The organism is Ottowia sp. VDI28 (genome assembly GCF_049532675.1).
Taxonomy (GTDB): Bacteria; Pseudomonadota; Gammaproteobacteria; order Burkholderiales; family Burkholderiaceae_C; genus Ottowia.
In genome coordinates this window covers 1481311-1503848 of the sequence record NZ_CP149820.1, presented here as the reverse complement: position 1 = coordinate 1503848, position 22538 = coordinate 1481311, and the positions used below count along the sequence as shown (strand labels likewise).

The 22538-nt window shown below is 60.6% G+C and carries 25 protein-coding genes, 1 tRNA gene and 1 pseudogene; 4 read left to right on the top strand and 23 right to left on the bottom strand.

The annotated features are described in order from the left end of the window. Window positions 1–80: 80 nt before the first annotated feature. The 8 genes from WJU18_RS07055 to petA form a co-directional block, all read right to left on the bottom strand. On the bottom strand, window positions 81–791 hold the full coding sequence (locus WJU18_RS07055) for a hypothetical protein (RefSeq protein ID WP_423459397.1): 711 nt from the start codon (window positions 789–791) through the stop codon (window positions 81–83). 251 nt (window positions 792–1042) lie between these two features. Further along, window positions 1043–2278: a tyrosine-type recombinase/integrase gene (locus WJU18_RS07050; protein WP_423459396.1), complete on the bottom strand. Its 1236-nt coding sequence runs from the start codon at window positions 2276–2278 to the stop codon at window positions 1043–1045. A 176-nt stretch (window positions 2279–2454) separates the two neighbouring features. Beyond that, window positions 2455–2530 (bottom strand) — tRNA-Thr (locus WJU18_RS07045). A gap of 60 nt (window positions 2531–2590) precedes the next feature. Further along, window positions 2591–3118: a ClpXP protease specificity-enhancing factor gene (locus WJU18_RS07040; protein ID WP_423459395.1), complete on the bottom strand. Its 528-nt coding sequence runs from the start codon at window positions 3116–3118 to the stop codon at window positions 2591–2593. A gap of 47 nt (window positions 3119–3165) precedes the next feature. Further along, window positions 3166–3777 (bottom strand): glutathione S-transferase N-terminal domain-containing protein, encoded by a 612-nt coding sequence (locus WJU18_RS07035; RefSeq protein ID WP_423459394.1) that lies wholly within the window; start codon window positions 3775–3777, stop codon window positions 3166–3168. A gap of 99 nt (window positions 3778–3876) precedes the next feature. After that, on the bottom strand, window positions 3877–4644 hold the full coding sequence (locus tag WJU18_RS07030; protein ID WP_423459393.1) for a cytochrome c1: 768 nt from the start codon (window positions 4642–4644) through the stop codon (window positions 3877–3879). Between the two features lie 21 nt (window positions 4645–4665). Then, entirely contained in the window at window positions 4666–6111 is a 1446-nt protein-coding gene (locus WJU18_RS07025) for a cytochrome b (RefSeq protein WP_423459392.1), read from the bottom strand. Beyond that, on the bottom strand, window positions 6104–6748 hold the full coding sequence (petA, locus tag WJU18_RS07020; protein ID WP_423459391.1) for a ubiquinol-cytochrome c reductase iron-sulfur subunit: 645 nt from the start codon (window positions 6746–6748) through the stop codon (window positions 6104–6106). Before petA ends, WJU18_RS07025 begins: the two co-directional genes overlap by 8 nt. Before the next feature lie 234 nt (window positions 6749–6982). Between petA and mscL the strand changes: the two genes are divergently transcribed. Continuing rightward, window positions 6983–7399: a large conductance mechanosensitive channel protein MscL gene (mscL, locus tag WJU18_RS07015; protein WP_423459390.1), complete on the top strand. Its 417-nt coding sequence runs from the start codon at window positions 6983–6985 to the stop codon at window positions 7397–7399. Between the two features lie 226 nt (window positions 7400–7625). Here mscL and pdxA read toward each other — a convergent pair whose 3' ends face one another. Both pdxA and WJU18_RS07005 read right to left on the bottom strand, forming a co-directional pair. After that, window positions 7626–8666 carry a 4-hydroxythreonine-4-phosphate dehydrogenase PdxA gene (pdxA, locus tag WJU18_RS07010; protein WP_423459389.1) on the bottom strand — a complete coding sequence of 347 codons (1041 nt, stop codon included), beginning with the start codon at window positions 8664–8666 and terminating at the stop codon, window positions 7626–7628. Between the two features lie 10 nt (window positions 8667–8676). Further along, the gene (locus WJU18_RS07005) at window positions 8677–9450 is read right to left on the bottom strand and encodes a Nif3-like dinuclear metal center hexameric protein (protein ID WP_423459388.1); all 774 of its coding nucleotides are present in this window, start codon (window positions 9448–9450) and stop codon (window positions 8677–8679) included. Between the two features lie 192 nt (window positions 9451–9642). Between WJU18_RS07005 and WJU18_RS07000 the strand changes: the two genes are divergently transcribed. Both WJU18_RS07000 and WJU18_RS06995 read left to right on the top strand, forming a co-directional pair. Next, window positions 9643–10797 carry a trypsin-like peptidase domain-containing protein gene (locus WJU18_RS07000; protein WP_423459387.1) on the top strand — a complete coding sequence of 385 codons (1155 nt, stop codon included), beginning with the start codon at window positions 9643–9645 and terminating at the stop codon, window positions 10795–10797. Between the two features lie 74 nt (window positions 10798–10871). Continuing rightward, complete coding sequence (locus WJU18_RS06995) at window positions 10872–11546, top strand: LuxR C-terminal-related transcriptional regulator (protein WP_423459386.1); 675 nt, start codon at window positions 10872–10874, stop codon at window positions 11544–11546. Here WJU18_RS06995 and WJU18_RS06990 read toward each other — a convergent pair. After that, window positions 11500–13167, bottom strand: coding sequence for a hybrid sensor histidine kinase/response regulator (locus tag WJU18_RS06990; protein ID WP_423459385.1), 1668 nt, complete (start codon window positions 13165–13167; stop codon window positions 11500–11502). The two genes, WJU18_RS06995 and WJU18_RS06990, sit on opposite strands and share 47 nt — an antisense overlap. Window positions 13168–13304: 137 nt before the next feature. On the opposite strand from WJU18_RS06990, the gene WJU18_RS06985 reads away from it, so the two are divergent. Next, window positions 13305–14102, top strand: a complete 798-nt coding sequence (locus tag WJU18_RS06985) for a hypothetical protein (RefSeq protein WP_423459384.1) — start codon at window positions 13305–13307, stop codon at window positions 14100–14102. A 61-nt stretch (window positions 14103–14163) separates the two neighbouring features. Here WJU18_RS06985 and tatC read toward each other — a convergent pair whose 3' ends face one another. The 12 genes and pseudogenes from tatC to hisH all read right to left on the bottom strand — a co-directional run bounded on the left by tatC (window position 14164) and on the right by hisH (window position 22316). Next, complete coding sequence (tatC, locus tag WJU18_RS06980) at window positions 14164–14970, bottom strand: twin-arginine translocase subunit TatC (protein ID WP_423459383.1); 807 nt, start codon at window positions 14968–14970, stop codon at window positions 14164–14166. 60 nt (window positions 14971–15030) lie between these two features. Next, the gene (tatB, locus tag WJU18_RS06975) at window positions 15031–15504 is read right to left on the bottom strand and encodes a Sec-independent protein translocase protein TatB (protein ID WP_423459382.1); all 474 of its coding nucleotides are present in this window, start codon (window positions 15502–15504) and stop codon (window positions 15031–15033) included. Between the two features lie 90 nt (window positions 15505–15594). Beyond that, window positions 15595–15834, bottom strand: a complete 240-nt coding sequence (gene tatA / locus WJU18_RS06970; RefSeq protein ID WP_423459381.1) for a Sec-independent protein translocase subunit TatA — start codon at window positions 15832–15834, stop codon at window positions 15595–15597. A gap of 92 nt (window positions 15835–15926) precedes the next feature. Continuing rightward, the gene (locus WJU18_RS06965) at window positions 15927–16286 is read right to left on the bottom strand and encodes a histidine triad nucleotide-binding protein (protein WP_423459380.1); all 360 of its coding nucleotides are present in this window, start codon (window positions 16284–16286) and stop codon (window positions 15927–15929) included. Next, window positions 16283–17314, bottom strand: coding sequence for a patatin-like phospholipase family protein (locus WJU18_RS06960; RefSeq protein ID WP_423459379.1), 1032 nt, complete (start codon window positions 17312–17314; stop codon window positions 16283–16285). Before WJU18_RS06960 ends, WJU18_RS06965 begins: the two co-directional genes overlap by 4 nt. Then, window positions 17307–17702, bottom strand: a complete 396-nt coding sequence (locus WJU18_RS06955) for a DUF4870 family protein (RefSeq protein WP_423459378.1) — start codon at window positions 17700–17702, stop codon at window positions 17307–17309. The genes WJU18_RS06960 and WJU18_RS06955 overlap by 8 nt, the downstream gene beginning before the upstream one ends. Before the next feature lie 19 nt (window positions 17703–17721). Continuing rightward, window positions 17722–18084 (bottom strand): annotated as a pseudogene (locus WJU18_RS06950) (phosphoribosyl-ATP diphosphatase); the annotation flags it as partial. Window positions 18085–18121: 37 nt separating this feature from the next. Beyond that, a complete protein-coding gene (gene hisI, locus WJU18_RS06945) occupies window positions 18122–18511 on the bottom strand; it encodes a phosphoribosyl-AMP cyclohydrolase (RefSeq protein WP_423459377.1) in 390 nt (129 codons plus the stop codon). Between the two features lie 44 nt (window positions 18512–18555). Then, window positions 18556–19884, bottom strand: a complete 1329-nt coding sequence (gene gdhA, locus WJU18_RS06940; RefSeq protein ID WP_423460955.1) for an NADP-specific glutamate dehydrogenase — start codon at window positions 19882–19884, stop codon at window positions 18556–18558. Between the two features lie 124 nt (window positions 19885–20008). Further along, entirely contained in the window at window positions 20009–20788 is a 780-nt protein-coding gene (gene hisF, locus WJU18_RS06935) for an imidazole glycerol phosphate synthase subunit HisF (RefSeq protein ID WP_423459376.1), read from the bottom strand. A gap of 37 nt (window positions 20789–20825) precedes the next feature. Further along, window positions 20826–21566, bottom strand: coding sequence for a 1-(5-phosphoribosyl)-5-[(5-phosphoribosylamino)methylideneamino]imidazole-4-carboxamide isomerase (gene hisA / locus WJU18_RS06930; RefSeq protein ID WP_423459375.1), 741 nt, complete (start codon window positions 21564–21566; stop codon window positions 20826–20828). 78 nt (window positions 21567–21644) lie between these two features. Further along, window positions 21645–22316 carry an imidazole glycerol phosphate synthase subunit HisH gene (hisH, locus tag WJU18_RS06925; protein ID WP_423459374.1) on the bottom strand — a complete coding sequence of 224 codons (672 nt, stop codon included), beginning with the start codon at window positions 22314–22316 and terminating at the stop codon, window positions 21645–21647. Window positions 22317–22538 lie beyond the last annotated feature (222 nt).

Below are 22538 nucleotides of genomic sequence, written 5' to 3'. Positions count from 1 at the left end.
TGGTCAGATTTTCAGTCTGCCTTGTAACTGGTCTTATTCGTACTCTTCAAAGCCATCTTTGTCATGGCAAATTGCCGCCGCTAACTAGTCTTATTTGCCATGACAGAAGTTTGCCTTTTTTGCTCCGATCTTGTCATCTTGATAGCGCTACACAGCCTACCGATATGCCTGAGATCAAATTGACGGTCAAAGCACTCCAGCGTCATCAGTTCTGCGATTATTTGTGGTTTGGCCGTACGAAAAAATCTCAAATTTGCACTATACATTCTCTCAATAAATCTGTGTTCCGCTTTAAATTTATTGTTTCTGCTTTTTAGCAAACCATATGGCCCTAAGGTATTTCCCCAAAATTCGACCTGACGAATAACATTTTTTCCTATTTTTTCACTATCCCAACCGTCCGCATCGATGGCCGGTTTTATCTCATTAATCAATTTTAAAATAGTTTCACAATTCTTGTTGACTCTCGCGGTTGCCAAGAATAACTCATCATGATTAACGTGCAGGTACTCATCAAGTGCTCGAATCAAATAAGATTCCCACCAATAGTGAGGGCGCAAAATATCTGAAGCAACTTGTATTTTCTGGCGAGCAACCCCTGGAGTCTTTGCATTACAAATAGCCTCTACATGTCTTGGACAGATATCACCCCAGTTAACTAGGGGCGCGCCAATACGCTTTTCACTAAACGCCAGTGAAATGGACCTATTGAATCCAGGTTGATTGCTCAGCCATTGATATACGATGTGATCATTTCTTCGTTCCCACCGCTCACTACGAGCCACATTCATCAGCGTCCGAATATATTCTTCTGCACGTCTACGAATATCGCAATGCTCCAACCCCTCCTCTTCGAGATATCGCAAAATTCTTGTTGTAGCCTTAGCGCTAAGCCGGCGCCTCGCCCACCTATTCCAATCTTGAAAATCCCTCTTCTGCGGTATGGTCATTGCATTCCCTCAATGCACCCCTGAATAAAGATTGCCAGCCCGGCCTGTCAGGGAAACAGGTTTTCCCGCCGTCGCGGTAGGGCTGGCAGAAACTATGCGGCCTTGAACTGAAATACCTCGGCACCAGCTCGCAGCTTGTCCAGATAGTCGGCCCATGCTTGGACCATCTGCGTTCTCTCATCCACATGCTGGGCACGGTCATATGCGCCGTTGTGGGTGATCTGCCCTCTGTGCGCAAGTTGGGCCTCAATCACGTCCACATCGAATTTCAGTTGCTGCCTGAGCATCGTCCGGCCGCTTGCCCGGTAGCCATGCCAACAATGCCGCCCCTTGTAGCCCATCGCATGCAACGCAGCGTTGATGCCAGCCTCAGACATGGGTGCAGTCGGATCGCGAAAGCCAGGGAATACATACTCACGCCCCCCGGTCAACGGCTGTAGCTCGCGCAGAGTCTCCACCACTTGACGGGGTAGCGGTACAACGTGGGCCTGCCCGTTGAGCTTCTGCACCTTCGTGCGCTTCATGTCCTCGCTGGGAATGGCCCACAAGCCCGCCTCCAGGTCCAGGTCAGCCCATCGCATCGTTCTAAGATTTCCAGGGCGCTGGAACAGCACCGGAGCGATGGCCAGGGCAGCGCGAACCACGGGACCGCCCTGATAGGCATCACTCGCCCGCAGCAGCTCGCCAAACTCCAGCGGATCAATGATGGCAGGCAGGTTGCGCTTTAAGTGGGGCTTGAGCGCTCCCTTGATATCCTGGGTGATGTCTCGGGTAGCGTGCCCCTCGGCAACAGCGTGCTGCCAGACCCCGCGAGAAGTCAGCAGGACACGATGCGCTACATCCAGAGCGCCACGTTCCTCTACCTTGCGAATCACCTTCAGCAGTTCCGGCGGCTCAATGGTGCCGATGGCTCGATTGCCAAGGTAGGGGAATACGTCCTTTCTCAGATTGCGTTCTTCCCGGGTGTAGTGGGTAGCGCTCCACCCGTCCTTGTGAGTCGCCAGCCAGGCCAGACCTACAGCCTCCACCGTGTTGACAGCTTCTGCCTTCTCTGCTGCTTTCCTGGTGCGTTTGGCTTCGCTAGGGTCTTGCCCATCGGCCAGCAGCTCGCGGGCCGTGTCGCGGGCCTTGCGGGCCTTGGCAAGAGTCACAGCCGGATAGACGCCAAGCGCCAGGGTTTTACGCTTGCCGCCGTGCCGGTAGTCCATGCGCCAGTACTTGCCAGCAGGTTTTACCAAGAGGTACAGCCCCAGTCCGTCTGCATGCTTGTCTCCAGCTGGCTTGTCGCTGGGCTTTACCGCTCGCACAAAGGTGTCTGATAGTGCCATGCTCGCTCCGATTGACGGTACCCCAACTGGCGGTATGTCTGGGTACCGTCAGAAATACCGACAAATTGGCGGTATGTTGTGAGATGACGCAATAGTACCCGAGACAAAGAAAAACCCGCTATGCCTAGGAAGCATGCGGGTTTTGGGGTGTTCTGAGACTATCCGGGATAGTCAAATGGTGCCGCTTGTCGGATTCGAACTGACGACCTACCGCTTACAAGGCGGGTGCTCTACCAACTGAGCTAAAGCGGCAAACCGGGTGGCATTCTAACTTGAGATAGCCTGCCGATTTCTGAATTCCTGGATTTCTTCTTATTTGATCCGCTTGAGTGCCGGGCGCTTGCGCGTGTCAGGCGACGAAGGCGCGGGAGGTTCTGGATCCGTGTCTTCCGCGGCTTCTGTTTCCGCACTGGGTACCAGCTGTATTCCGCGTGCTGGCGCATCCGGCTGGCCGGGTGCGGGGCTCTCCTGGCCTTCTTCGGTTTCCTTCGCAGCCTCGCCTTCCGGCGTGGCGGGCACCGCCACGGGGAAAGCCATGCCCTGCCCGTTTTCACGGGCATAGATGGCAATGATGCGGTCCATGGGAACGATGATTTCGCGCGCCACACCGCCGAAGCGAGCCTTGAACTCGACGAACTCGTTGCCGAGCTTCAGGGCGCTGGTGGCGTCGAAGCTGATGTTGAGAACGATTTCACCGTTCTGCACATACTCTCGCGGCACCTGCACCCTTTCATCGACCAGGACGGCGATGTAGGGGGTCAGGCCATTGTCGGTGCACCACTCGTACAGCGCCCGCACCAAGTAGGGACGTGTGGAAGTGGAATCGAGCGCGCTCATCATCGCGGGCTTTTCCCTGTAGAACTGTAGCTATGTGGTGGTTCGCGCCATTACTTGCGCATGACCTTCTCGGAGGGCGTCAGCGCTTCGATGTAGGCAGGGCGCGAGAAAATGCGTTCCGCATACTTGAGCAGAGGCGCCGCGTTCTTCGACAGATCGATGCCGTAGTAATCCAGACGCCAAAGCAACGGTGCAAGGGCCACGTCGAGCATGGAGAAATTGTCACCCAGGATGTACTTGTTCTTGAGGAACACCGGGGCCATCTGCGTCAGGCGGTCGCGGATGTTGGAGCGCGCTTTTTCCAGGGCTTTCTCGTTGCCTTTCACTGCACGGCTTTCCAGGGTGCTGACGTGCACGAACAGTTCCTTCTCGAAGTTGAGCAGGAACAGGCGCACACGCGCGCGATCCACGGGATCACCTGGCATGAGTTGTGGGTGAGGGAAGCGCTCATCAATGTATTCATTGATGATGTTCGACTCGTAAAGAATCAGATCCCGCTCGACCAGGATAGGCACCTGGCCGTAGGGGTTCATGACGCCGATGTCTTCCGGCTTGTTGTAGAGATCGACATCACGGATTTCGAAATCCATGCCCTTTTCGAACAGCACGAAACGGCAGCGATGCGAAAACGGGCAGGTTGTTCCTGAATACAGCACCATCATGGCGTGAGGCTCCTTAAAACCAAAGGAGTGGGAAGGTCGCCGCAGCGCACTCCCACTCCGTGTCAAACCAGCCCACGAGGAGCCGGATGAAAATAAAACTTACTTGACGTCTTTCCAGTACGCCGCGTTGAGGCGCCAGGCAATGAACGTGAACATCAGCAGGAACAACAGCACCCAGACGCCAATGCTCACGCGCTTGTTCTGCGCCGGCTCGCCCATCCACTGCAGATAGTTCACCAGATCACCGACAGCCTGCTCGTACTGCAGCGGGGTCATTGCGCCGGGGGTCACTTGTTCCCAGCGGCCAGTGAAGGCATGCACTTCATGGCCATGCTCTTCGCGGGTTTCGAAGATCGGCTGGCGTTCGCCCTGGAGTTGCCACAGGGGGTGCGGCATGCCGATGTTCTGGAAAGCCAGGTTGTTCCAGCCGGTGGGACGGCCTGGATCGCGATAGTAGCTGCGGAACAGCGTGTAGATGTAATCAGCACCCGTGCCGCCAGCGCCGGCGCGTGAACGAGCAATCAGCGTGAGGTCAGGCGGGTTGGAACCGAACCAAGCCTTGGCCTGGCGCGGATCGATGTTCGCCTTCATGGTCTCGCCCACCTTCTCGGTGGTGAACAGCAGGTTGTCCTTGATCTGCTGCTCGGTCAGACCGATGTCGGTCAGGCGGTTGTAGCGCATGAAAGCGGCCGAGTGGCAGCTGAGGCAGTAGTTGACAAACAGCTTGGCGCCGTTTTGCAGGGAAGCCTGGTCGTTGGTTTTGACGGGCGCTTTGTCCCATGCAATGCCGCCCGAAGCCGCGTGAGCGCCCACCGCGAGGTTCATTGCCAGCAGCAGGCCGAAGACGATTTTCTTGCAGAAGTTCATGTTTACGGTCTCCAGCGGCGATCAGTGCGGGGTGAAGGTCACGCGCTCTGGCACTTGCTTGGGTTCGCCGAGCTGGCTCCACCAAGGCATGAGCAGGAAGAAGCCGAAGTAGAACAATGTACCGATCATGGCCACCAGTTCGTTGGTCATCCAACTCAGGGAGGTGGTGCTGAAGATCGGGCCCGGTACTTTGATGCCCAGGATCATGAGGATGATGAACCAGATCACGAACACGGCATACAGCCACTTGTGCCAGTCGGGACGGTAGCGGATCGAGCGCGCAGGGCTGCGATCAAGCCAGGGCAGGAAGAACAGGATGATGACAGCACCACCCATGACCACCACGCCCCAGAACTTGGCGTCGAAGGTCTTGAGCAGGGCGATGGCCACCAGCGCAGCCACGGCCATGACGATCTTCAGGATCATCGAGCACTTGGACTTGAGGAAGCCCAGCACGGCCGCCAGCGCGATGATGACGCACAGCACGTTGACCATGAGATCGGTGGTGGCGCGCAACATGGAATAGAACGGCGTGAAGTACCACACCGGAGCGATGTGCGACGGGGTGACCAGCGGATCCGCCGGAATGAAGTTGTTGTACTCCAGGAAGTAGCCACCCATCTCCGGCGCGAAGAACACGATGCCGAAGAAGATCATCAGGAACACGCTGACGCCAACAATGTCGTGCACCGTGTAGTAGGGATGGAACGGAACGCCATCAGTAGGCGCGTCGGGCGACCAGCGGTTGCCTTTGGGGCCGGCCTTGATCTCGATGCCGTCGGGGTTGTTGGAGCCGACATCGTGCAGCGCCAGCAAGTGGGCGACCACGAGGCCAATCAGCACCAGCGGCACGGCGATGACGTGGAAGCTGAAGAAGCGGTTCAGCGTGGCGTCGCCGACAACGTAGTCGCCACGGATCAGCAGCGCCAGATCAGGGCCGATGAAAGGCACGGCGGAGAACAGGTTCACGATCACTTGGGCGCCCCAGTAGGACATCTGGCCCCAGGGGAGCAGGTAACCCATGAAGGCTTCAGCCATCAGGCACAGGAAAATGGCACAGCCGAAGATCCAGACCAGCTCGCGCGGCTTGCGGTAGCTGCCGTACATGAGGCCGCGGAACATGTGCAGGTACACGACGACAAAGAACGCCGAGGCACCGGTGGAGTGCGCATAGCGGATCACCCAGCCCCAGGGCACGTCGCGCATGATGTACTCGACCGATTCGAAGGCCTTGGCGGCATCGGGCTTGTAGTGCATCACCAGGAAGATACCGGTGACGATCTGGATGACCAGCACCAGCATGGCCAGGGAACCGAAGAAATACCAGAAATTGAAGTTCTTCGGTGCGTAGTACTCCGACATGTGCTTGCGGTATTCCGCGAACAGCGTCGGAAAACGGTTGTTGAACCAGTTGCCAACTTTGGCGCCTACCGGCGCATTGGGAGAAATTTCCTTGAACTCAGCCATGTCCCGCCTCTATTTCTTTAAGCTTTTTGTCTTCGCCGATCAACATCTTGGCGTCAGACAGGTACATGTAGGGCGGCACCTCGAGGTTGTCCGGCGCCGGTTTATTCTTGAACACCCGGCCCGCCAGGTCGAAGGTGGAGCCGTGGCAAGGGCAGAAGAAGCCGCCTTCCCAGTTGTCGGGCAGAGAAGGCTGGGGGCCCGATTGGAGACGGTCGACCGGGGAGCAGCCCAGGTGCGTGCAGATGCCGACCACCACGAGATACTCTTCCTTGATCGAGCGCCATTCGTTCTTGGCGTATTCCGGGATGGGGAAGGCCTTGCGGTCAGATTTCGGGTCGGCCACTTCGCTGTCGGTCTTTTTGAGCGACGCGAGCATTTCGGGCGTGCGGCGCAGAATCCAGACGGGCTTGCCGCGCCATTCGACGGTCATTTTTTCACCGGGCTTGAGGGCGGAGATATCGACCTCGACGGCGGCGCCAGCGGCCTTGGCCTTTTCCGAAGGCTGGAAGCTGGACACGAAAGGCACGGCTGCGAAACCTGCGCCAACGGCGCCGGCACAACCCGAGGCAATCAACCAAGTGCGCTTGCTGGCGTCTAAGGGAGCGGGGGTGAAGGTGTTGGCCGGAGCGTCACTCATGGCTGTCCTATGCGTGGGTTCTTGATGTGTAGTGTCTGTTCATCGCTCAAGCGGGCGATCCTCGCGGAAACGGTAGCGCAACACTAGAGTCAACTCGCGATTGTAGCGGAGCGAAACAGGTGCCGGAGAGAGGCCCCTCGCGCGGGGACTTTGAACGTGCTCAAAGTGGGCTTGACAAGCATCAATGCCCGGCAATACTTGCACCGTTATCAACTCATTCAGGAGCGGGCGATTATGGGAATGATGTCCGAATTCAAAGAATTCGCGGTCAAGGGAAATGCCGTTGATCTGGCGGTCGGTGTGATCATCGGCGGTGCCTTCGGCAAGATCGTCGACTCGATCGTGGGCGATCTGATCATGCCGCTGGTGGGCAAGCTGATCGGAGGCCTGGATTTTTCCAGCTATTACATCGGGCTGGCCGGTCAACCCGCAGGCATGGCCCTGGCTGAAGCCAAGAAGGCAGGCGCCGTGTTCGCCTATGGCAACTTTCTCACCATTCTGGTGAATTTCATCCTTCTGGCATTCATCATTTTCATGATGGTCAAACAACTCAACCGCTTGAAGAAAGAAGAGCCGGCCGCAGCAGCGCCCGAGGCTCCGCCGGAAGAGGTTCAGTTGCTGCGTGAAATTCGCGATAGCCTGAAGCGGTAATCAAAAACTGCGCCTCCAGCTACAAACATCGAAGCAAAAACGCCTGCCCGGGGTTCTGGGCAGGCGTTTTTTTGTTACCGAGGCGGCTCAAGACAAGAAAGGTACGTCCTTGGACATAGTCATCAAAGGAGGCCGCAAATAAATCAACCGCCGTGAAAGCCCTCACCCTGCCCCTCCCGGATGGCCGCCCCCCAGATGGAGAGGGAGTTCAAGAGGAAGAGAGGAGTCAGGGGATGAGCCGCCGGGCCATGCGTATGGCCGCGAGCAGGCTGGCGGCGTCGGCCCGGCCGCTGCCGGCGATATCGAACGCGGTGCCATGGTCAGGGCTGGTGCGCACGAAGGGCAGGCCCAGCGTCACGTTCACGCCCTGCTCCACGCCCAGGTACTTCACGGGGATCAGGCCTTGGTCGTGGTACATCGCCACGACAACGTCAAATTCCCCCAAACGCCCGGGTGTGGCGCGCGCGCGCATGAACACCGTATCGGGCGCGAAAGGCCCCTGCGCGTCGATCCCCTCGGCACGGGCAGCGGCAATGGCAGGGGCGATGACTTCGATTTCCTCGCGCCCGAACAACCCGCCCTCGCCCGCATGGGGGTTGAGCCCGGCCACACCGATGCGGGGTGGCCTCTGTAGTGCAGCCCCAACAGATTCATGGGTGATTCGCAGCGTTTGCAGGATATTGCCGACCGTTACCTTCCCGATAGCCTCAAGTAACGAAAGGTGAATGCTGACCAGGACCGTGCGCAATTCGTCGTTGGCCAGCATCATGCGCACGGGCACCTCCTGAAGCGGCCGTCCCAGGTGCGCAGCGGCCTCGGCCTGCAACAACTCCGTATGGCCAGGAAAACGCGCATAGGGATCGCCGGCGGCCGAGAGCGCCTCCTTGTGCAGGGGCGCCGTAACCACGGCCGCCACTTCGCCGCGCAACGCGGCCCGCGCCGCCCAGAACACGCTGTCGCCGGCGATTTTTCCGGCGGCGGCGTTCACGAGTCCGAACGGCACCAAAGGCGTGGACTCCACGATCTGCAGGACGGGGATGCTGCGCGGAGGGGCACGCCATGCGTCATTGGCGGTGTCAAGGACTGCCACGGGCAGGCTGGCGCCCTCGCCTTCCTGCACGAGGCCTGCCGCGCGGCGCAACGTGGCAACGTCACCGGCCACGAAGCAGCCAGCAGTCAGATCCGGGGCATCGCGGAAGGCCTTGGCGATGATTTCCGGGCCGATGCCGGCGGGATCGCCCATGGTGATGGCTATGGGGAGAGTCATGGGCCGCTCGTCATGCGGGGTTGTCGATATCGATGAATTCGTGCTCAATGCCCAGTTGGGCTGCCACATGGGCTGCGAGGGCGGGAGCGCCGTATCGCTCGGTGGCATGGTGGCCGCACGCGAAGAAAGCCACGCCGCACTCGCGCGCCAGGTGCGCCTGCGGCTCGGAGATTTCGCCTGTGATGAAGGCCTGCGCACCTGCGGCGATAGCGGCCTCGAAGTAGCCTTGCGCGCCGCCGGTGCACCATGCCACTCTTTCGATGGGGCTGCGCTTCGGCTGGATGCCGACCACGGAGCGCTTCAATACGTGCTCAAGCTGCCAGGCCAGCACATCGGCATCGGCGAAGGTCTCGCCATCGGCGCGGCCGCCGATGAAGCCCATGTCCTGCTCGCCGAAGCGCCCAGTGGCCTGCAGACCCAGCATCTTGCCCAATTGCGCGTTGTTGCCGAGAGTGGGATGAGCGTCGAGCGGCAGGTGGTAGGCCAGCAGATTGATGTCATGCGCCAGCAACAGGCGCAGGCGCTCTTTCATCCAGCCGGTGACAGTACCGTCCTGGCCGCGCCAGAACAGGCCGTGATGCACGAAGATCGCGTCGGCACGGGCCTCTATGGCGGCTTCGATGAGCGCGCGGCTGGCGGTGACGCCGGAAACCAGCTTGCCGACGCGCGCGCGGCCTTCCACTTGCAGGCCATTGGGGCCGTAATCCTTGAAGCGCTCGGGTTGCAGTTCGGCATTGCAGGCGGCCAGCAGCGCGGCGCGGTCGATGGAGAGCGTTTCTGACATGGGGAGATTGTCGGTGAAATAGGGGTGGGTCTAATTAACGGCCGGGGTGAAGTAGCGCGGTGAAAGCCCTCACCCCGGCCCTCTCCCAGAGGGAGAGGGAGTAAAACCGAGCGCCTCGCTGCAATCTGTAATGCGCGGCCTACAATGGCCCGTTGGCAGTGCATATTGCATTGCCGCCATCACGCCTCTTTCATGAAACGTCTCTGGCTTTTGTTCGCCCAAGCGGTCACCGTGCTGCTGGCGGCCTATTTCGTCGTTGGCACGCTCAAGCCCCACTGGCTCGGCCAGGCCGCGCCCAGCAGCATAGGCAACACTATTTCAATCTTCGAAGCGCCGCCGCCGTCCTCCAGCAACCCAGTCACGGTCGGCAGCTTCAGCGCGGCCGTCAAGCGGGCCGCGCCGGCAGTGGTGAGCATCAATACGAGCAAGACTTCGCGCCACCCTAATGCGAACGATCCCTGGTTCCGCTTCTTTTTTGGCGACCAGGGCGAGCAGCAACAGGCAGGGCTGGGCTCGGGCGTCATCATGAGCCCGCAAGGGTACGTGCTGACCAACAACCATGTGGTGGAAGGTGCCGATGAGATCGAGGTCGTGCTGACCGATGCCCGCCGCGCGCCAGCCAAGGTGATTGGCACCGATCCTGAATCAGATCTTGCCGTACTGAAGATCGAACTGGACAAGCTGCCTGTGATGGTGCTGGGCAATTCCGACCAGTTGCAGGTAGGTGACCGGGTACTGGCGATCGGCAACCCGTTCGGTGTCGGCCAGACGGTGACCAGCGGCATCGTGAGCGCACTGGGACGCAACCAGCTGGGCATCAATACCTTCGAGAATTTCATTCAGACCGATGCGGCCATCAACCCCGGCAACTCCGGCGGAGCCTTGATCGACATCGAGGGCAATCTGATGGGGATCAACACCGCGATCTATTCGCGCTCGGGCGGCAGCATGGGTATTGGCTTTGCCATCCCCGTCTCCACGGCCAAGCAGGTGATGGAAAGCATTGTCAAGAACGGCCAGGTGGTGCGCGGCTGGATCGGCATTGAGCCTGGAGAATTGACCCCCGAGCTGGCGCAGACTTTTGGCGCCAACGTCGATCAGGGCGTGATCGTGACCGGCGTACTCAATGGCGGGCCCGCAGCGCAGGCGGGTATCCGGCCGGGCGATGTGATCACGCAAGTGGGCGGCCAGCCGACTCGCACGGTGTCCGAGTTGCTGACACGCATTGCGGCGCTTACGCCGGGCGAGGCGTCGGAATTCCTTCTGCAGCGGCGCGGCGAACAGGTCAAGGCCAACGTCACGCCTTCGCAGCGGCCTCGGCCACGCCAGCAGTTGCAGCCGCGCTGAAGACCTGCTTCATCCGTTACGCCGGTTGCGTTTGATCACAAAATCCGGCGTAATCCGCGTAGTAGCATGCCACGATGGTGCAAGAGCGAATTCTGATCGCTGACGATCATCCTCTCGTTCGTGACGGATTGCGGCGCATCGTGCAGAAACTGGCGCCTGACGCCGACATCCTTGAAGCCGGCACACTGGACGAAGTACTGCAAAAGGCCCGCGAGGGCATACCCCCCGAACTCTTCATCCTTGATCTGCTGTTTCCCGGCTTGCGGTTGGAGCACTCCATCCGCGCGCTGCGTGAGGAGTTCACACGCTCGTCGATCATCGTCGTGTCGATGCTCGAGGACAGCCATGTGATCGACACCATTCTGACCGAAGGCGCCGATGGCTTCATTGCCAAATCGGTGGACCCCACCGAAATGAGCGCGGCCATTCAGGCGGTTCGCTCGGGCGAGTTTGTACGCAAGACCAGCGGTATCCTCCCGCAGCTCGCCGAGGGGCTGCACGAACCAGCCCCTGCGACGGTTGCCCTGACGGCAAGGCAGCGCGAAGTGCTGAATCTGATCCGCGCCGGGCTCTCCAACAAGGAGATCGCCCGGCATCTGGGCATTTCACCGTTTACTGCGCGCATGCATGTGTCCGCCCTGCTGCGCGCGCTCGGCGTGAACTCACGCGCCGCAGCGGCCGCACAGGCATCTCAGCGGCCGCTTAGCCTTCTGCCGTTGAATGGGCCGTTAGGCGCTGCGCCACAATAACCGAGCGTAACTCCGCCGGGCGCACCGGCTTTGACAGCACAACGACATCCGGTTGTTCGGTGAGTTGACGCACCTTCTCGGGATCGTGCCCCGTCATGACGATGGCCGGCACCTGGCGGCCTGTTCTGCGCCGGACTTCGGCGATGCATTCGCTACCCGTGGTTTTCTCGCCCAGATCGAAGTCGGTGAGGACAAGATCACAGTCCTCGCTGCCGTCGCCGGGCATGCCCGTCTCGCGCCGCACGGCGCAGCCCCAACTCTCCAGCAGTGTGGCCGTGGCCGCGAGTACCAGCGGATCGTCTTCGATCAGGAGCACCTTGTAGCCGCCGATCACCGTGGGCGCACTCACCATGCGCGGCGCTGCCGGACCCGCAGGCTCGGCAGCGATCAGCGGCAGCCCGCTGACCGTCACGCAAGTGCCTTTGCCCACCACCGAGCGTATGGAGACCGACAGCCCCATCAGTGCCGTCAACCGCCTGACAATCGAGAGCCCCAGCCCCACACCGTCGATATCGCGGTCGCCGGGAGCATGGATACGGTAGAACTCATCGAATACCTGCGGCAGGTGCTGCTCGGCGATACCCGGGCCGCGATCGTAGACCTGGATAGCCATGACATGGCCTTGACGACGGCAGCCGATCAGCACGGGGCCGCCAGACGCGTATTTGAGGGCATTGGAGACGATGTTTTGCAGCACGGTGCCAAGCAACCCCGCGTCGGCCAGGATGCGGCTGCGGGTGGGCACGACCTTGAGTGTCACACCGGACCATTGGGCCGTCTCGGCGTTCTGCCGGGCGATGTCGTTCAACAAATGATCCAGTGCGATCGCCTCCGCCTTGACAACGGCGCGTCCGCTGTCGAGCACCGAGAGATCGAGAAGCGAACGGAACAACTGGGATACGCTGTTGAGCGAACGATCGATGCTGGCCACCATCCGGCGCTGCTCGGCGTCCAGGCCTGTGTCGCGCAGGCAGGCGGTGTACAGGCTGATGGCGTGGATAGGTTGCCTCAGGTCATGGCTGGCCTGTGCCAGAAAGCGCGATTTGGCACGACTCGCCTCCATGGCTTCGTCGCGTGCCCGGTACAACCGCGTGACCAGCACATGCCCATAGGCCGGCACCAAAATAGCGGTCAGGAACAACGTGGACAGCAGATAGGGCTGCCCGCGCACATAGTCATTGAGTTGACCCACGGCCACCAAGGTCAGCAACGCCACCGCCACCGCGACGAGGTGGTAGCGGGCGCCATAGCGATAGCCGTTGCCGATCGTCGTCCACAGCAGCAATGCGTAGATAGGTAGCAGCGCTTCTCCGCCAAAGATCAATGCGACCAGGATGGCTGCGTAATCATGGGCCGTTCCCAGGATGCGGCGCGCCCTGTTGGGCTGAGGCCAACGCAGCACAGCGAGCAGCAGCAACAGCGAGCCGATGGCGATCACTACGCACAGGGTGGCGATGACCGTCCGGTTGTCCGGCGGAATACGGCCGCGGGCCAACTGGTAGGTCATGTAGCCCACCCCCAGATAGATCGTCGTCATGCGCACGATGGCCTGGGAGCGTTCCAAAGCTCCCGACGCCGGAGCGCCGCCAGCCGCCGCGGGCTTCACATGAACACTCGGCATGTCTGAAAAATGTTGAGCAGGCATCCAACCGGCACTCTACCGCGCAGTGCCCGCTCGTCCAACCTGTACATCTGTACGTCATGACAAGCCTGGAGGCTTTTCACAGAATGGCCTTGTCTATGAGAGAGAGGACCATCATGAATACATCCCCCCTTCCCTTTTCAAGAATGGCATTGGCCGGCGCCAGCACAGTTGCCATGCTGATCCTGACTGCTTGCGGCGGCGGTGACGAGGGGGACCCCGGCCCCGCGCAGGCATCATCCTCGGAGTGCAACAGTCCGGTACAGACTCATTTCGCCACCAAGTTTCAGGTTAGCGGAGCACGAATCGGCACCATGGACACGGAATATACCTACGGCGAAAAAGCGGACTTCAATGGACAGGCAGTGCTCCAGAACACGGAGCGCAGGAGCTTCGCCTATACAGGCCCCAGTGACTTGGCGGGCCTGAGCGGCAACGAAATTATCGTCGACTACTTCACGGTGGATGACGCCAATGAGGTCATTACCGCATATGGCTCAGCCAGTGCAACTGTCTGGGCAAGCGCTCCGCAACGGATCCGGACAGAGGCCTTTATCTACAGCCCGCCAATGACGAGCCGGATGTTCCAACTCATGCCGGGACAAAGTACAGATCTCATTTTTTCGGGTACACGGCGCCTTGAGGACTGGGACGGCAGAGTCACCACCGACTCGGCCGATCATGTCGATCACGTCACTTATCATGGGCAGGAGACCATTACGGTGCCCGCGGGCACTTTCACGGCCTGCAAATTCACCACAACCGGGAACAGCGCTGCCAGCCAGGCAACCGCATATATCCAGTGGATTGCCAAAGGCACGGGGGCCATCCTTAAAGAGCAATCCACCGACGAGGGAGACAGCGCGGGCAGCACTACGGTCATCAATGAGGCGGTTGAAATCCGCCAGTTCTGAAGGAGATGAGCCGCCAAGGGACCGAAAATACCCCGCCCGCCTGCGGGCACAGGAGTGCTTTCTAGGATTTGACGATCTTGGTCTCTTCTTCGGCGCTCTCGTCAGGCGCTTTGGTGTGGCGGATGAACATCTGTGCCGCCCAGATCCCGACCTCGTAAAGCAGGCACATGGGAATGGCCAGCGCCAGTTGAGAGACCACGTCAGGCGGGGTAACGACAGCAGCCACCACGAAAGCCAGCACGATGAAGTAGCCGCGGAACTTCTTCAACTGCTCGATGGTGACTACTCCGACCCGCGCCAGCACGACGACCGCGATGGGCACTTCGAACGCCAGGCCGAAAGCCAGGAACATGGTCATCACGAAGCTCAGGTAGGCTTCGATGTCTGGCGCGGCCGTGATGCTCTTGGGCGCGAATTGCTGGATGAAGGCAAAGACCTTGCCGAACACCAGGAAGTAGCAAAACGACACGCCTGCGAAAAAAAGTACCGTGCTGGAAACCACCAGCGGCAACACCATCTTCTTCTCGTGCGAATACAGCCCCGGCGCCACAAAGGCCCAGACCTGGTAGAGCACCACCGGCAGCGCGATCAGGAACGCCGCCATGAGCATGATTTTCAGCGGCACCATGAAAGGTGAAATGACCGAGGTCGCGATCATGGTAGCGCCCTGGGGCAGGTGCGCCACCAGCGGGGCTGCCAGCAGGTCGTACAAGTGGCCTGGGCCCGGGTAGATGGCCAGCACGCCGGCCACTACTCCGACGGCTACCAGCGCCTTGATGAGCCGGTCGCGCAGCTCCATGAGGTGCGCGACGAAAGGCTGCTCGGTGCCGGCGAGTTCGTCTTCAGGATCGGGCTTGGGATCGGACATCTGATGTGGGGTCTATGACGGAGGGCTTGGCCATTGATGGCCGGCGCCTTCCGCCCGTCGTCATTTGCTCTTGGGGCGGTAGCGCGCCACGCGCGCCGCGCCTGATTGGGCCTGCCGGCGCACGCCGTGACGCGCTTTGTACCATTGCGGCGTAGAGCCACGCTTCAAGCGCCAGTTCTTGCCAGGGTGCTTGTAGGCAGGCGGCGCGGGCTCCCAGGAGCTGGAACTGGGAACGCCGCTGGCACCGTCCAACCCTGAGGTCGCGCTGGACCACTCGTTCTCAAAATCGGATTTGGTGGAATGAATGCTCTTTTCGACCTCGCGGCCGGCTTCTTCCACCGTATCCTTCATCTTCTTGAGCTCGTCCAGGTCCATGGCGCGGTTCACCTCGGCCTTGACGTCAGCCACATAGCGCTGCGCCTTGCCCAGCAATGTGCCGACCGTGCGCGCCACGCGTGGCAGCTTCTCAGGACCGATGACGATCAGCGCCACCGCGCCGATGAGTGCCATCTTGGAAATACCTAGATCTAGCATAGGTGAAGTTGAATGTTCAGCGTTTGGCGTGAAGGAACTCGCGCGGCCTGCGCCAGCGGCAACATCCTACGCGTGAACACCTAGGAAAGATCAGCTCTTTTCCTTGGCCTGTACGTCGATGGTGCCTTTGTCTGCCGCCGTGGAGTTGGCCACCTGGCCTGCAGGCGTGCTCGCCTGGTCGGTGTCGGAGGCACCGTCTTTCATGCCATCCTTGAAGCCCTTGACGGCACCACCGAGGTCGGTGCCCATATTTTTCAGTTTCTTGGTGCCGAAGATCATCACGACGATCAGCAGAACGATCAGCCAATGCCAAATAGAAAACGAACCCATTGCAATTCTCCTTGCGAATCAGGTGATTTTAGACGCGGGGCGTGACACTAGGGTTCCCCGTTTGCCGCCAAAGGGGTTATTCAGCATGGAATTCAGCCTCTCAGCCACGGCCGAGGGCCCCCCATGACGTGAACGTGCAGGTGATGCACCTCCTGGCCGCCCTCGATGCCGGTATTGATGACGATCCGGAAACCCCCTTCGGGATAAGGGTTGCAGCCTTGCTCCGCAGCCAGTTTGGGGGCCAGCACCATGATGCGCCCCAACAGGGCTTCCTGCTCGGCCCCGACCTGGGCCATGGAGGGAATATGGGCCTTGGGCACGATCAGGAAGTGCACCGGCGCCCAGGGGGCGATGTCATGGAAAGCGAGGAGTTCTTCGTCTTCGTAGACTTTTTTCGACGGAATCTGGCCGGCGATGATCTTGCAGAAAATGCAGTTAGGATCGTGGTTCATGATAGGGAATCAGTGTGCTCCGCGCTGGATCGTACCCCGACATCGCGCAAGTGCGCGCGAAGCCACTTGAGGCCAGTGGCCCGCCCCAACTCAAAGAGGCGGCGCAGAAAAGCCGAGTCGGCGCGGGACTTGGAAGCGGCGCCGAACTCGGCCAATGCAGTACCGCCGTCCACGCGATGCAGCAGCACGTTCTTGTAACGTGCCGGATCGAGACGGCCCTCGGCCAGCAGGCGCCGCACGAACTCGATGGCGCGGATTTCAGCCAGCAACGGCGCATTGAAGGTGATCTCGTTGACACGCTCCATGATCTCCTGCGCGCTGGCACCCGGCGTGTATGCGGACTCGATGGGGTTGATCTGCACCAGTACCACGTCGCAGGACTGGGTACCGTAGATCAGCGGGTAAATCGATGGATTGCCCGAATAGCCCCCGTCCCAGTAGTGTTCGCTACCAATCTGCACCGGCTGGAACAGGGTGGGCAGGCACGCGGAAGCCATGACGGCGTCAGCCGACAGGCGCTCGCCCGTGAAAATTTCGCCGCGCCCGGTACGCACGTTCGTGGCCGCCACGAACACCTTGAAACGGGTCTGGCTGGCCAGCAGGTCGAAATCGACCTCACGGGTCAGCAGGCTGCGCAGCGGATTGAGGCCCAGCGGGTTGACCTGGGCGGGCGAGAACCACTGCGTGAAGAGATTAGCCCAGGCCTGCGCCGCCGGCAGGGGGATGCCCGCCGCGAAAGTGCCCATCAGGCCGACACCGTCCCAGAAACGCGACAAGGCCTTGCGGGCGGCCTCTCGGGCTTCCCGGCCCCCGGCGCCCTCGTTTTCCGCCTTGGCCAGCGCGTGCGCCAGCACCACAGCATTCATGGCCCCTGCGCTGGTGCCGCTCAGGCCTTCGAAATCGATGCTCTCATGCTCCAGCAGCACATCGAGCACACCCCATGTGAAGGCCCCGTGCGATCCGCCGCCTTGCAGCGCGAGATTGATGGTTTTCCTTGGCGCGGGCGCCTGCCGGGCGCTTTCAGCCATTCATGGCCTGGTTGCCATTCATGCGCACCATGCCCTTGATGATGCGGTAGAGGAACCACACCGAGATGATCGTCCAGGCAATGGCGCCCGGCAAGTAAAAGAGCACGAACAGCGGTGCGGTCACCAGATACAGCACACCGGCCCACAGCACCGAACTGATGCGCCATTTGAAGTGGCTTTCCTGCCAACTGCCTTCGGCATCGTCTTTCTTGACCAGATCCATGACAAGCGCGACGAGCAGAAGCACGATGCTGACCTGCGCCCCCGGCACCACCGCAGCCACAGCCACGATGAGGTGCAGGATGTAGCTCACCCAGCCCCAGCTGCGGAGCGATTGGGCACGCTCCTGGCTCAGGGGTTCCACATCGATGATGTCGTTCTTGCTCATGAGTGGGGAGGCTCCTTTTTTCATCAAGGGCGCGCGCATCGGCCTTGCGCAAGGCTTTTTCCTCGATACCGCTGACCCCCTCGCGGCGGGCGAGTTCGGCCACCACATCGGCAGGGGAAAATCCATAGTGCGCGAGCGCGATCATGCTATGAAACCACAGATCGGCCACTTCGTAGACGACCTTGCTCCGGTCGCCGCCATGGTCGGCATCCTTGGCGGCCATCACGACCTCGGTGGCTTCTTCGCCGATTTTCTTCAGGAAGGCATCGGGGCCCTTGGCAAGCAGGCGCGCCACATAACTGGCGGACGGGTCGCCACCGGCGGCCGGTTTGCGGCTTTCGATGACAGCGGCCAGGCGCGCCAGAATGTCTTCGCCGCGCATGTTCTCGGAACGGGTGTCTTCCTGCAAACTCATGCCCTTATTTGTAGATGGAAGCGGGGTCTTTCAAGACCGGCTCGACCGTGATCCAACTGCCATTTTCATATTTCTGGAAAAAACAGCTGTGGCGGCCGGTATGGCAGGCAATGCCCGGATCGTGCCCAAGCTGCGTGATTTTCAGCAGGAGGACGTCGTTGTCGCAATCCATGCGGATCTCGTGGACAGTCTGCACATGGCCGGACTCCTCACCCTTGGCCCAGAGCTTGCCCCGCGAGCGGCTGTAGTACACCGCGCGGCCGGTTTCGGCGGTCTTGGCCAAGGCTTCGCGGTTCATCCAGGCGAACATGAGTATGTCGCCGGTGGATTGCTCCTGCGCGATCACGGGAACCAGACCCTGCGCGTCCCAATGGATGTCGTCGAGCCAACTCATGATTTCACCTCGATTTACCGTATTCAGGATACTCTGATTTCTGATCAGAGTACGCCTTGCGCCAGCATGGCGTCCGCGATCTTGACGAAGCCGGCCACGTTGGCGCCTTCCACGTAGTTGACGCTGCCGTCGGCACGCTCGCCGTAGCGCACGCAGTTGCCGTGGATGTCCTTCATGATCTCGTGCAGGCGCAGATCCACTTCGCTGTGCGACCAGGACAGGCGCATGGCGTTCTGGCTCATTTCCAGGCCCGAGGTGGCCACGCCGCCGGCGTTGCTAGCCTTGCCGGGCGCATACAGCGTACCGGCCTCCAGGAAGTGGTCGACGGCTTCCAGCGTGCTGGGCATGTTGGCCCCCTCGGCCACGCATACCACGCCATTGGCGATCAGGTGCTTGGCATCAGCGCCATTCAGCTCGTTCTGCGTGGCGCAGGGCAACGCGATGTCGACCGGCACGTGCCAGGGGCGCTTGCCGGACTCGAATTTCAGCTTGTGCTGTTTGCAGAAGTCCTTCAGGCGGCCGCGCTGCACGTTTTTCCACTCCATGATGTCTTCGAGCATGCCAGCCGTCAGGCCTGCTTCGTGGACCATGGTGCCCTCGGAGTCTGACAGGGTGATGACCTTCGCGCCGAGTTCCATGGCTTTGTCAGCCGCATACTGGGCCACGTTACCGGAGCCGGAGATGCTGACGCTGCGGTTCTCGAAGCCCATCTGCTTGCGGCGCAGCATTTCCTGCGCGAAATACACGGTGCCATAGCCCGTGGCCTCGGGCCGCATCAGGCTGCCTCCGAAGGAGATGCCCTTGCCGGTGAAGACGCTGCTGGCATTGTTGGACAGCTTTTTCATCATGCCGGCCATGAAGCCGACCTCGCGCCCGCCCACGCCAATATCACCTGCCGGTACATCGGTGTCGGGACCGAGGTGGCGATAGAGTTCGGTCATGAGGGCCTGGCAGAAGCGCATCACTTCGCCGTCGCTCTTGCCTTTGGGATCAAAATCGGAGCCGCCTTTGCCGCCGCCCATGGGGAGCGTGGTGAGGGCGTTCTTGAAGGTCTGCTCGAAACCGAGGAATTTCAGGATCGAGAGGTTAACGGAAGGATGGAAGCGCATGCCGCCCTTATAGGGACCAATGGCCATGCTGTGCTGCACGCGGAAAGCACGGTTGACCTGGGTCTGGCCCTTATCGTCGACCCAGCTGACGCGGAATTGCACTACGCGGTCGGGCTCGACCAGACGCTCCAGGACGCCGTATTCGCGGTAATGGGGATGCTTGTCAAGAAACGGCCAGAGGCTGACCACGACTTCTTTCACAGCTTGCAGAAACTCGGGCTGATGGGGATCTCTCCGGGTCACTGAATCCAGAAATTCCTGCATGCTCGCTGTCGTCAAGATGTTTCTCCTAGGTATGTGCTTGCAATATGTTCATGACCCCATCGGGCACACCCCCGCTTGAGCGGGATGCCCGTGAGCGTTCAAGGTACCGGGAACGCGTGCGCTTTCAGATCCGCACGACGATGCCGCGTTCGGCCATTCGGGCCTTCGCCTGAGCCACCGTGAATTCACCGTAGTGGAAGATGCTGGCTGCCAGCACCGCATCGGCACCGCCGACCTGAACACCATCGGCCAGATGGTCAAGTGTACCCACGCCGCCGGAGGCGATCACGGGAACGGACACCGCGTCTGACACCGCACGGGTGAGGTCGAGATCGAAACCGGCCTTGGTGCCGTCTCGATCCATACTGGTGAGCAGGATCTCGCCGGCTCCGTATTCTGCCATTTTGCGTGCCCACTCCACCGCATCGAGACCGGTGTTCTTGCGGCCGCCATGGCTGTAGACGTCCCAGCCTTCGCCGCGTTCGCGTATTTCGTCGCCGGTGCGCCGCTTGGCATCGATGGCCACGACGATGCACTGCGCGCCGTATTTGGCCGAGGCATCGCGGATGACCTGCGGATTGGCAATGGCGGCGGAGTTGAAGCTGGTCTTGTCCGCCCCCGCGTTCAGAAGCCGCCGTACGTCTTCTACGGTGCGCACGCCGCCGCCCACGGTCAGCGGAATGAACACCTGCGAAGCGACAGCCTCGATGATGTGCAGGATGAGATCGCGCCCATCGCTGGTGGCGGTAATGTCCAGGAAAGTGAGTTCGTCAGCGCCCTGCTCGTTGTAGCGGGCGGCGATTTCAACCGGATCTCCGGCATCGCGCAGTTCGACGAAGTTGACGCCTTTGACCACTCGGCCGCCGGTGACGTCAAGGCAAGGAATGATGCGTTTGGCGAGCATGTGGTTCAGGCAAAAGGGGAAAAACTCAGAGGCCGTCTCAGCCGTTGAGTTCGTCAGCCCGCTGCTGGGCCGCTGCAAAATCGAGATCGCCACTGTAGATGGCCCGGCCGCAGATGACACCCTGCACGCCTTCGCTCTCGACAGCACACAGGGCTTCGATATCGGCCATGTTCGAAAGCCCGCCGGAAGCAATGACGGGAATACTCAGCGCCTGGGCCAGCTTCACCGTGGCATCGATGTTGATGCCGCTCAGCATGCCATCGCGGCCGATATCGGTGTAGATGATGCTCTCCACACCCCAGTCTTCGAACTTCTTGGCCAGATCCACCACCTCATGGCCGGTGAGCTTGCTCCAGCCATCGGTGGCGACCTTGCCATCCTTGGCGTCAAGGCCGACGATGATGTGGCCGCCGAAAGCGCTGCAGGCGTCTTTCAGGAAGCCTGGGTTCTTGACCGCCGCGGTGCCGATGATGACGTAGGCCATGCCAGCATCAATGTAGCGCTCGATGGTGTCAAGATCGCGGATGCCGCCACCGAGCTGCACCGGGATGTCGCTGCCGACTTCTTTCAGAATGGCCTTGATGGCCGTCATGTTCTGCGGCTTGCCGGCGAACGCGCCGTTCAGGTCGACCAGATGCAGCCGCCGCGCGCCGCGCTCGAGCCACTGCGCAGCCATGGCCGCGGGCTCTTCGCTGAAGGTGGTGGCCTGGTCCATATCGCCCTGCTTGAGGCGAACGCAGTGGCCGTCTTTGAGATCGATGGCGGGAATGAGAAGCATGGTCAGCGTTGACGTTGAAATATGGAGCGCCACGCATGGCTCCCGTTGCCGGGGAGGCCACGTTGAACGCTTAGCCGTTCAGGGATTCCAGTGCAGGAAGTTGCGATACAGAGCAAGGCCTTGGGCGGCGCTTTTCTCCGGGTGAAATTGAGTAGCAAAAATATTATCGCGCGCTACGGCTGCCGTAAAGCGGTTGCCGTAGTCTGATTCGCCCACACTGTGCTGCGCATTCGACGGACGGGCATAGAAACTGTGCACGAAATAAAACCAGCTCTCGTCAGGCACGCCAGCCCACACGGGGTGCTGCCGCGCCTGGATGACGCGGTTCCAGCCCATCTGGGGCACCTTGTAGCGGTTGCCATCGGGGGCAGTCTGGCCGGCCAGATCGAACTTGACGACCTCTCCCGGAATCAGGCCCAGCCCAGGCGTGCCGGCGGCGGTATGGCCTTCGGCGCTGTGATCGAGGAGCATCTGCATGCCCACGCATACGCCAAAGAGCGGCTTGGAGGCCGCGGCCTCCAGCACGGGCTCCAGCATGCCCGACTCACGCAATTCGCGCATGCAATCGGCCATGGCCCCCTGTCCGGGCAGCACCACGCGGTGCGCCTGGCGCACGGCCTGCGGATCAGAGGTGATAACGGCGTTGACGTGCGTATCGGTCGTGGCGTGAATGACCGCCTGCGCTACCGAGCGCAGGTTGCCCATGCCGTAATCGATTACCGCGACAGTCTGGTTTACTGCAGAATTCATAGCAAAGCGGGCTCTCGAAAAAAAAGCGCCGAAGGGGAAATTTTATTCAGTTTTTGGGATAGTGATGACTAAAGGTCTCGAGATGCGCCGCTGGCTCTCACCCCAACCCTCCCGGATGGCCGTCCCCCCGCAGGCGGGAGAGGGGGTTCTCTGCACAACAGAAGACCATTCAGATCAACCGCTGTGAAAGCCCTCATCCCGGCCTTCCCCCAGAGGGGGAAG

Excerpts from the sequence above, each read along its gene's own strand:
- WJU18_RS07055 (WP_423459397.1), bottom strand. The coding sequence starts at position 791 with ATGAATGTGGCTCGTAGTGAGCGGTGGGAACGAAGAAATGATCACATC.
- WJU18_RS07050 (WP_423459396.1), bottom strand. The coding sequence starts at position 2,278 with ATGGCACTATCAGACACCTTTGTGCGAGCGGTAAAGCCCAGCGACAAG.
- WJU18_RS07040 (WP_423459395.1), bottom strand. The coding sequence starts at position 3,118 with ATGATGAGCGCGCTCGATTCCACTTCCACACGTCCCTACTTGGTGCGG.
- WJU18_RS07035 (WP_423459394.1), bottom strand. The coding sequence starts at position 3,777 with ATGATGGTGCTGTATTCAGGAACAACCTGCCCGTTTTCGCATCGCTGC.
- WJU18_RS07030 (WP_423459393.1), bottom strand. The coding sequence starts at position 4,644 with ATGAACTTCTGCAAGAAAATCGTCTTCGGCCTGCTGCTGGCAATGAAC.
- WJU18_RS07025 (WP_423459392.1), bottom strand. The coding sequence starts at position 6,111 with ATGGCTGAGTTCAAGGAAATTTCTCCCAATGCGCCGGTAGGCGCCAAA.
- petA (WP_423459391.1), bottom strand. The coding sequence starts at position 6,748 with ATGAGTGACGCTCCGGCCAACACCTTCACCCCCGCTCCCTTAGACGCC.
- mscL (WP_423459390.1), top strand. The coding sequence starts at position 6,983 with ATGGGAATGATGTCCGAATTCAAAGAATTCGCGGTCAAGGGAAATGCC.
- pdxA (WP_423459389.1), bottom strand. The coding sequence starts at position 8,666 with ATGACTCTCCCCATAGCCATCACCATGGGCGATCCCGCCGGCATCGGC.
- WJU18_RS07005 (WP_423459388.1), bottom strand. The coding sequence starts at position 9,450 with ATGTCAGAAACGCTCTCCATCGACCGCGCCGCGCTGCTGGCCGCCTGC.
- WJU18_RS07000 (WP_423459387.1), top strand. The coding sequence starts at position 9,643 with ATGAAACGTCTCTGGCTTTTGTTCGCCCAAGCGGTCACCGTGCTGCTG.
- WJU18_RS06995 (WP_423459386.1), top strand. The coding sequence starts at position 10,872 with ATGGTGCAAGAGCGAATTCTGATCGCTGACGATCATCCTCTCGTTCGT.
- WJU18_RS06990 (WP_423459385.1), bottom strand. The coding sequence starts at position 13,167 with ATGCCGAGTGTTCATGTGAAGCCCGCGGCGGCTGGCGGCGCTCCGGCG.
- WJU18_RS06985 (WP_423459384.1), top strand. The coding sequence starts at position 13,305 with ATGAATACATCCCCCCTTCCCTTTTCAAGAATGGCATTGGCCGGCGCC.
- tatC (WP_423459383.1), bottom strand. The coding sequence starts at position 14,970 with ATGTCCGATCCCAAGCCCGATCCTGAAGACGAACTCGCCGGCACCGAG.
- tatB (WP_423459382.1), bottom strand. The coding sequence starts at position 15,504 with ATGCTAGATCTAGGTATTTCCAAGATGGCACTCATCGGCGCGGTGGCG.
- tatA (WP_423459381.1), bottom strand. The coding sequence starts at position 15,834 with ATGGGTTCGTTTTCTATTTGGCATTGGCTGATCGTTCTGCTGATCGTC.
- WJU18_RS06965 (WP_423459380.1), bottom strand. The coding sequence starts at position 16,286 with ATGAACCACGATCCTAACTGCATTTTCTGCAAGATCATCGCCGGCCAG.
- WJU18_RS06960 (WP_423459379.1), bottom strand. The coding sequence starts at position 17,314 with ATGGCTGAAAGCGCCCGGCAGGCGCCCGCGCCAAGGAAAACCATCAAT.
- WJU18_RS06955 (WP_423459378.1), bottom strand. The coding sequence starts at position 17,702 with ATGAGCAAGAACGACATCATCGATGTGGAACCCCTGAGCCAGGAGCGT.
- hisI (WP_423459377.1), bottom strand. The coding sequence starts at position 18,511 with ATGAGTTGGCTCGACGACATCCATTGGGACGCGCAGGGTCTGGTTCCC.
- gdhA (WP_423460955.1), bottom strand. The coding sequence starts at position 19,884 with ATGCAGGAATTTCTGGATTCAGTGACCCGGAGAGATCCCCATCAGCCC.
- hisF (WP_423459376.1), bottom strand. The coding sequence starts at position 20,788 with ATGCTCGCCAAACGCATCATTCCTTGCCTTGACGTCACCGGCGGCCGA.
- hisA (WP_423459375.1), bottom strand. The coding sequence starts at position 21,566 with ATGCTTCTCATTCCCGCCATCGATCTCAAAGACGGCCACTGCGTTCGC.
- hisH (WP_423459374.1), bottom strand. The coding sequence starts at position 22,316 with ATGAATTCTGCAGTAAACCAGACTGTCGCGGTAATCGATTACGGCATG.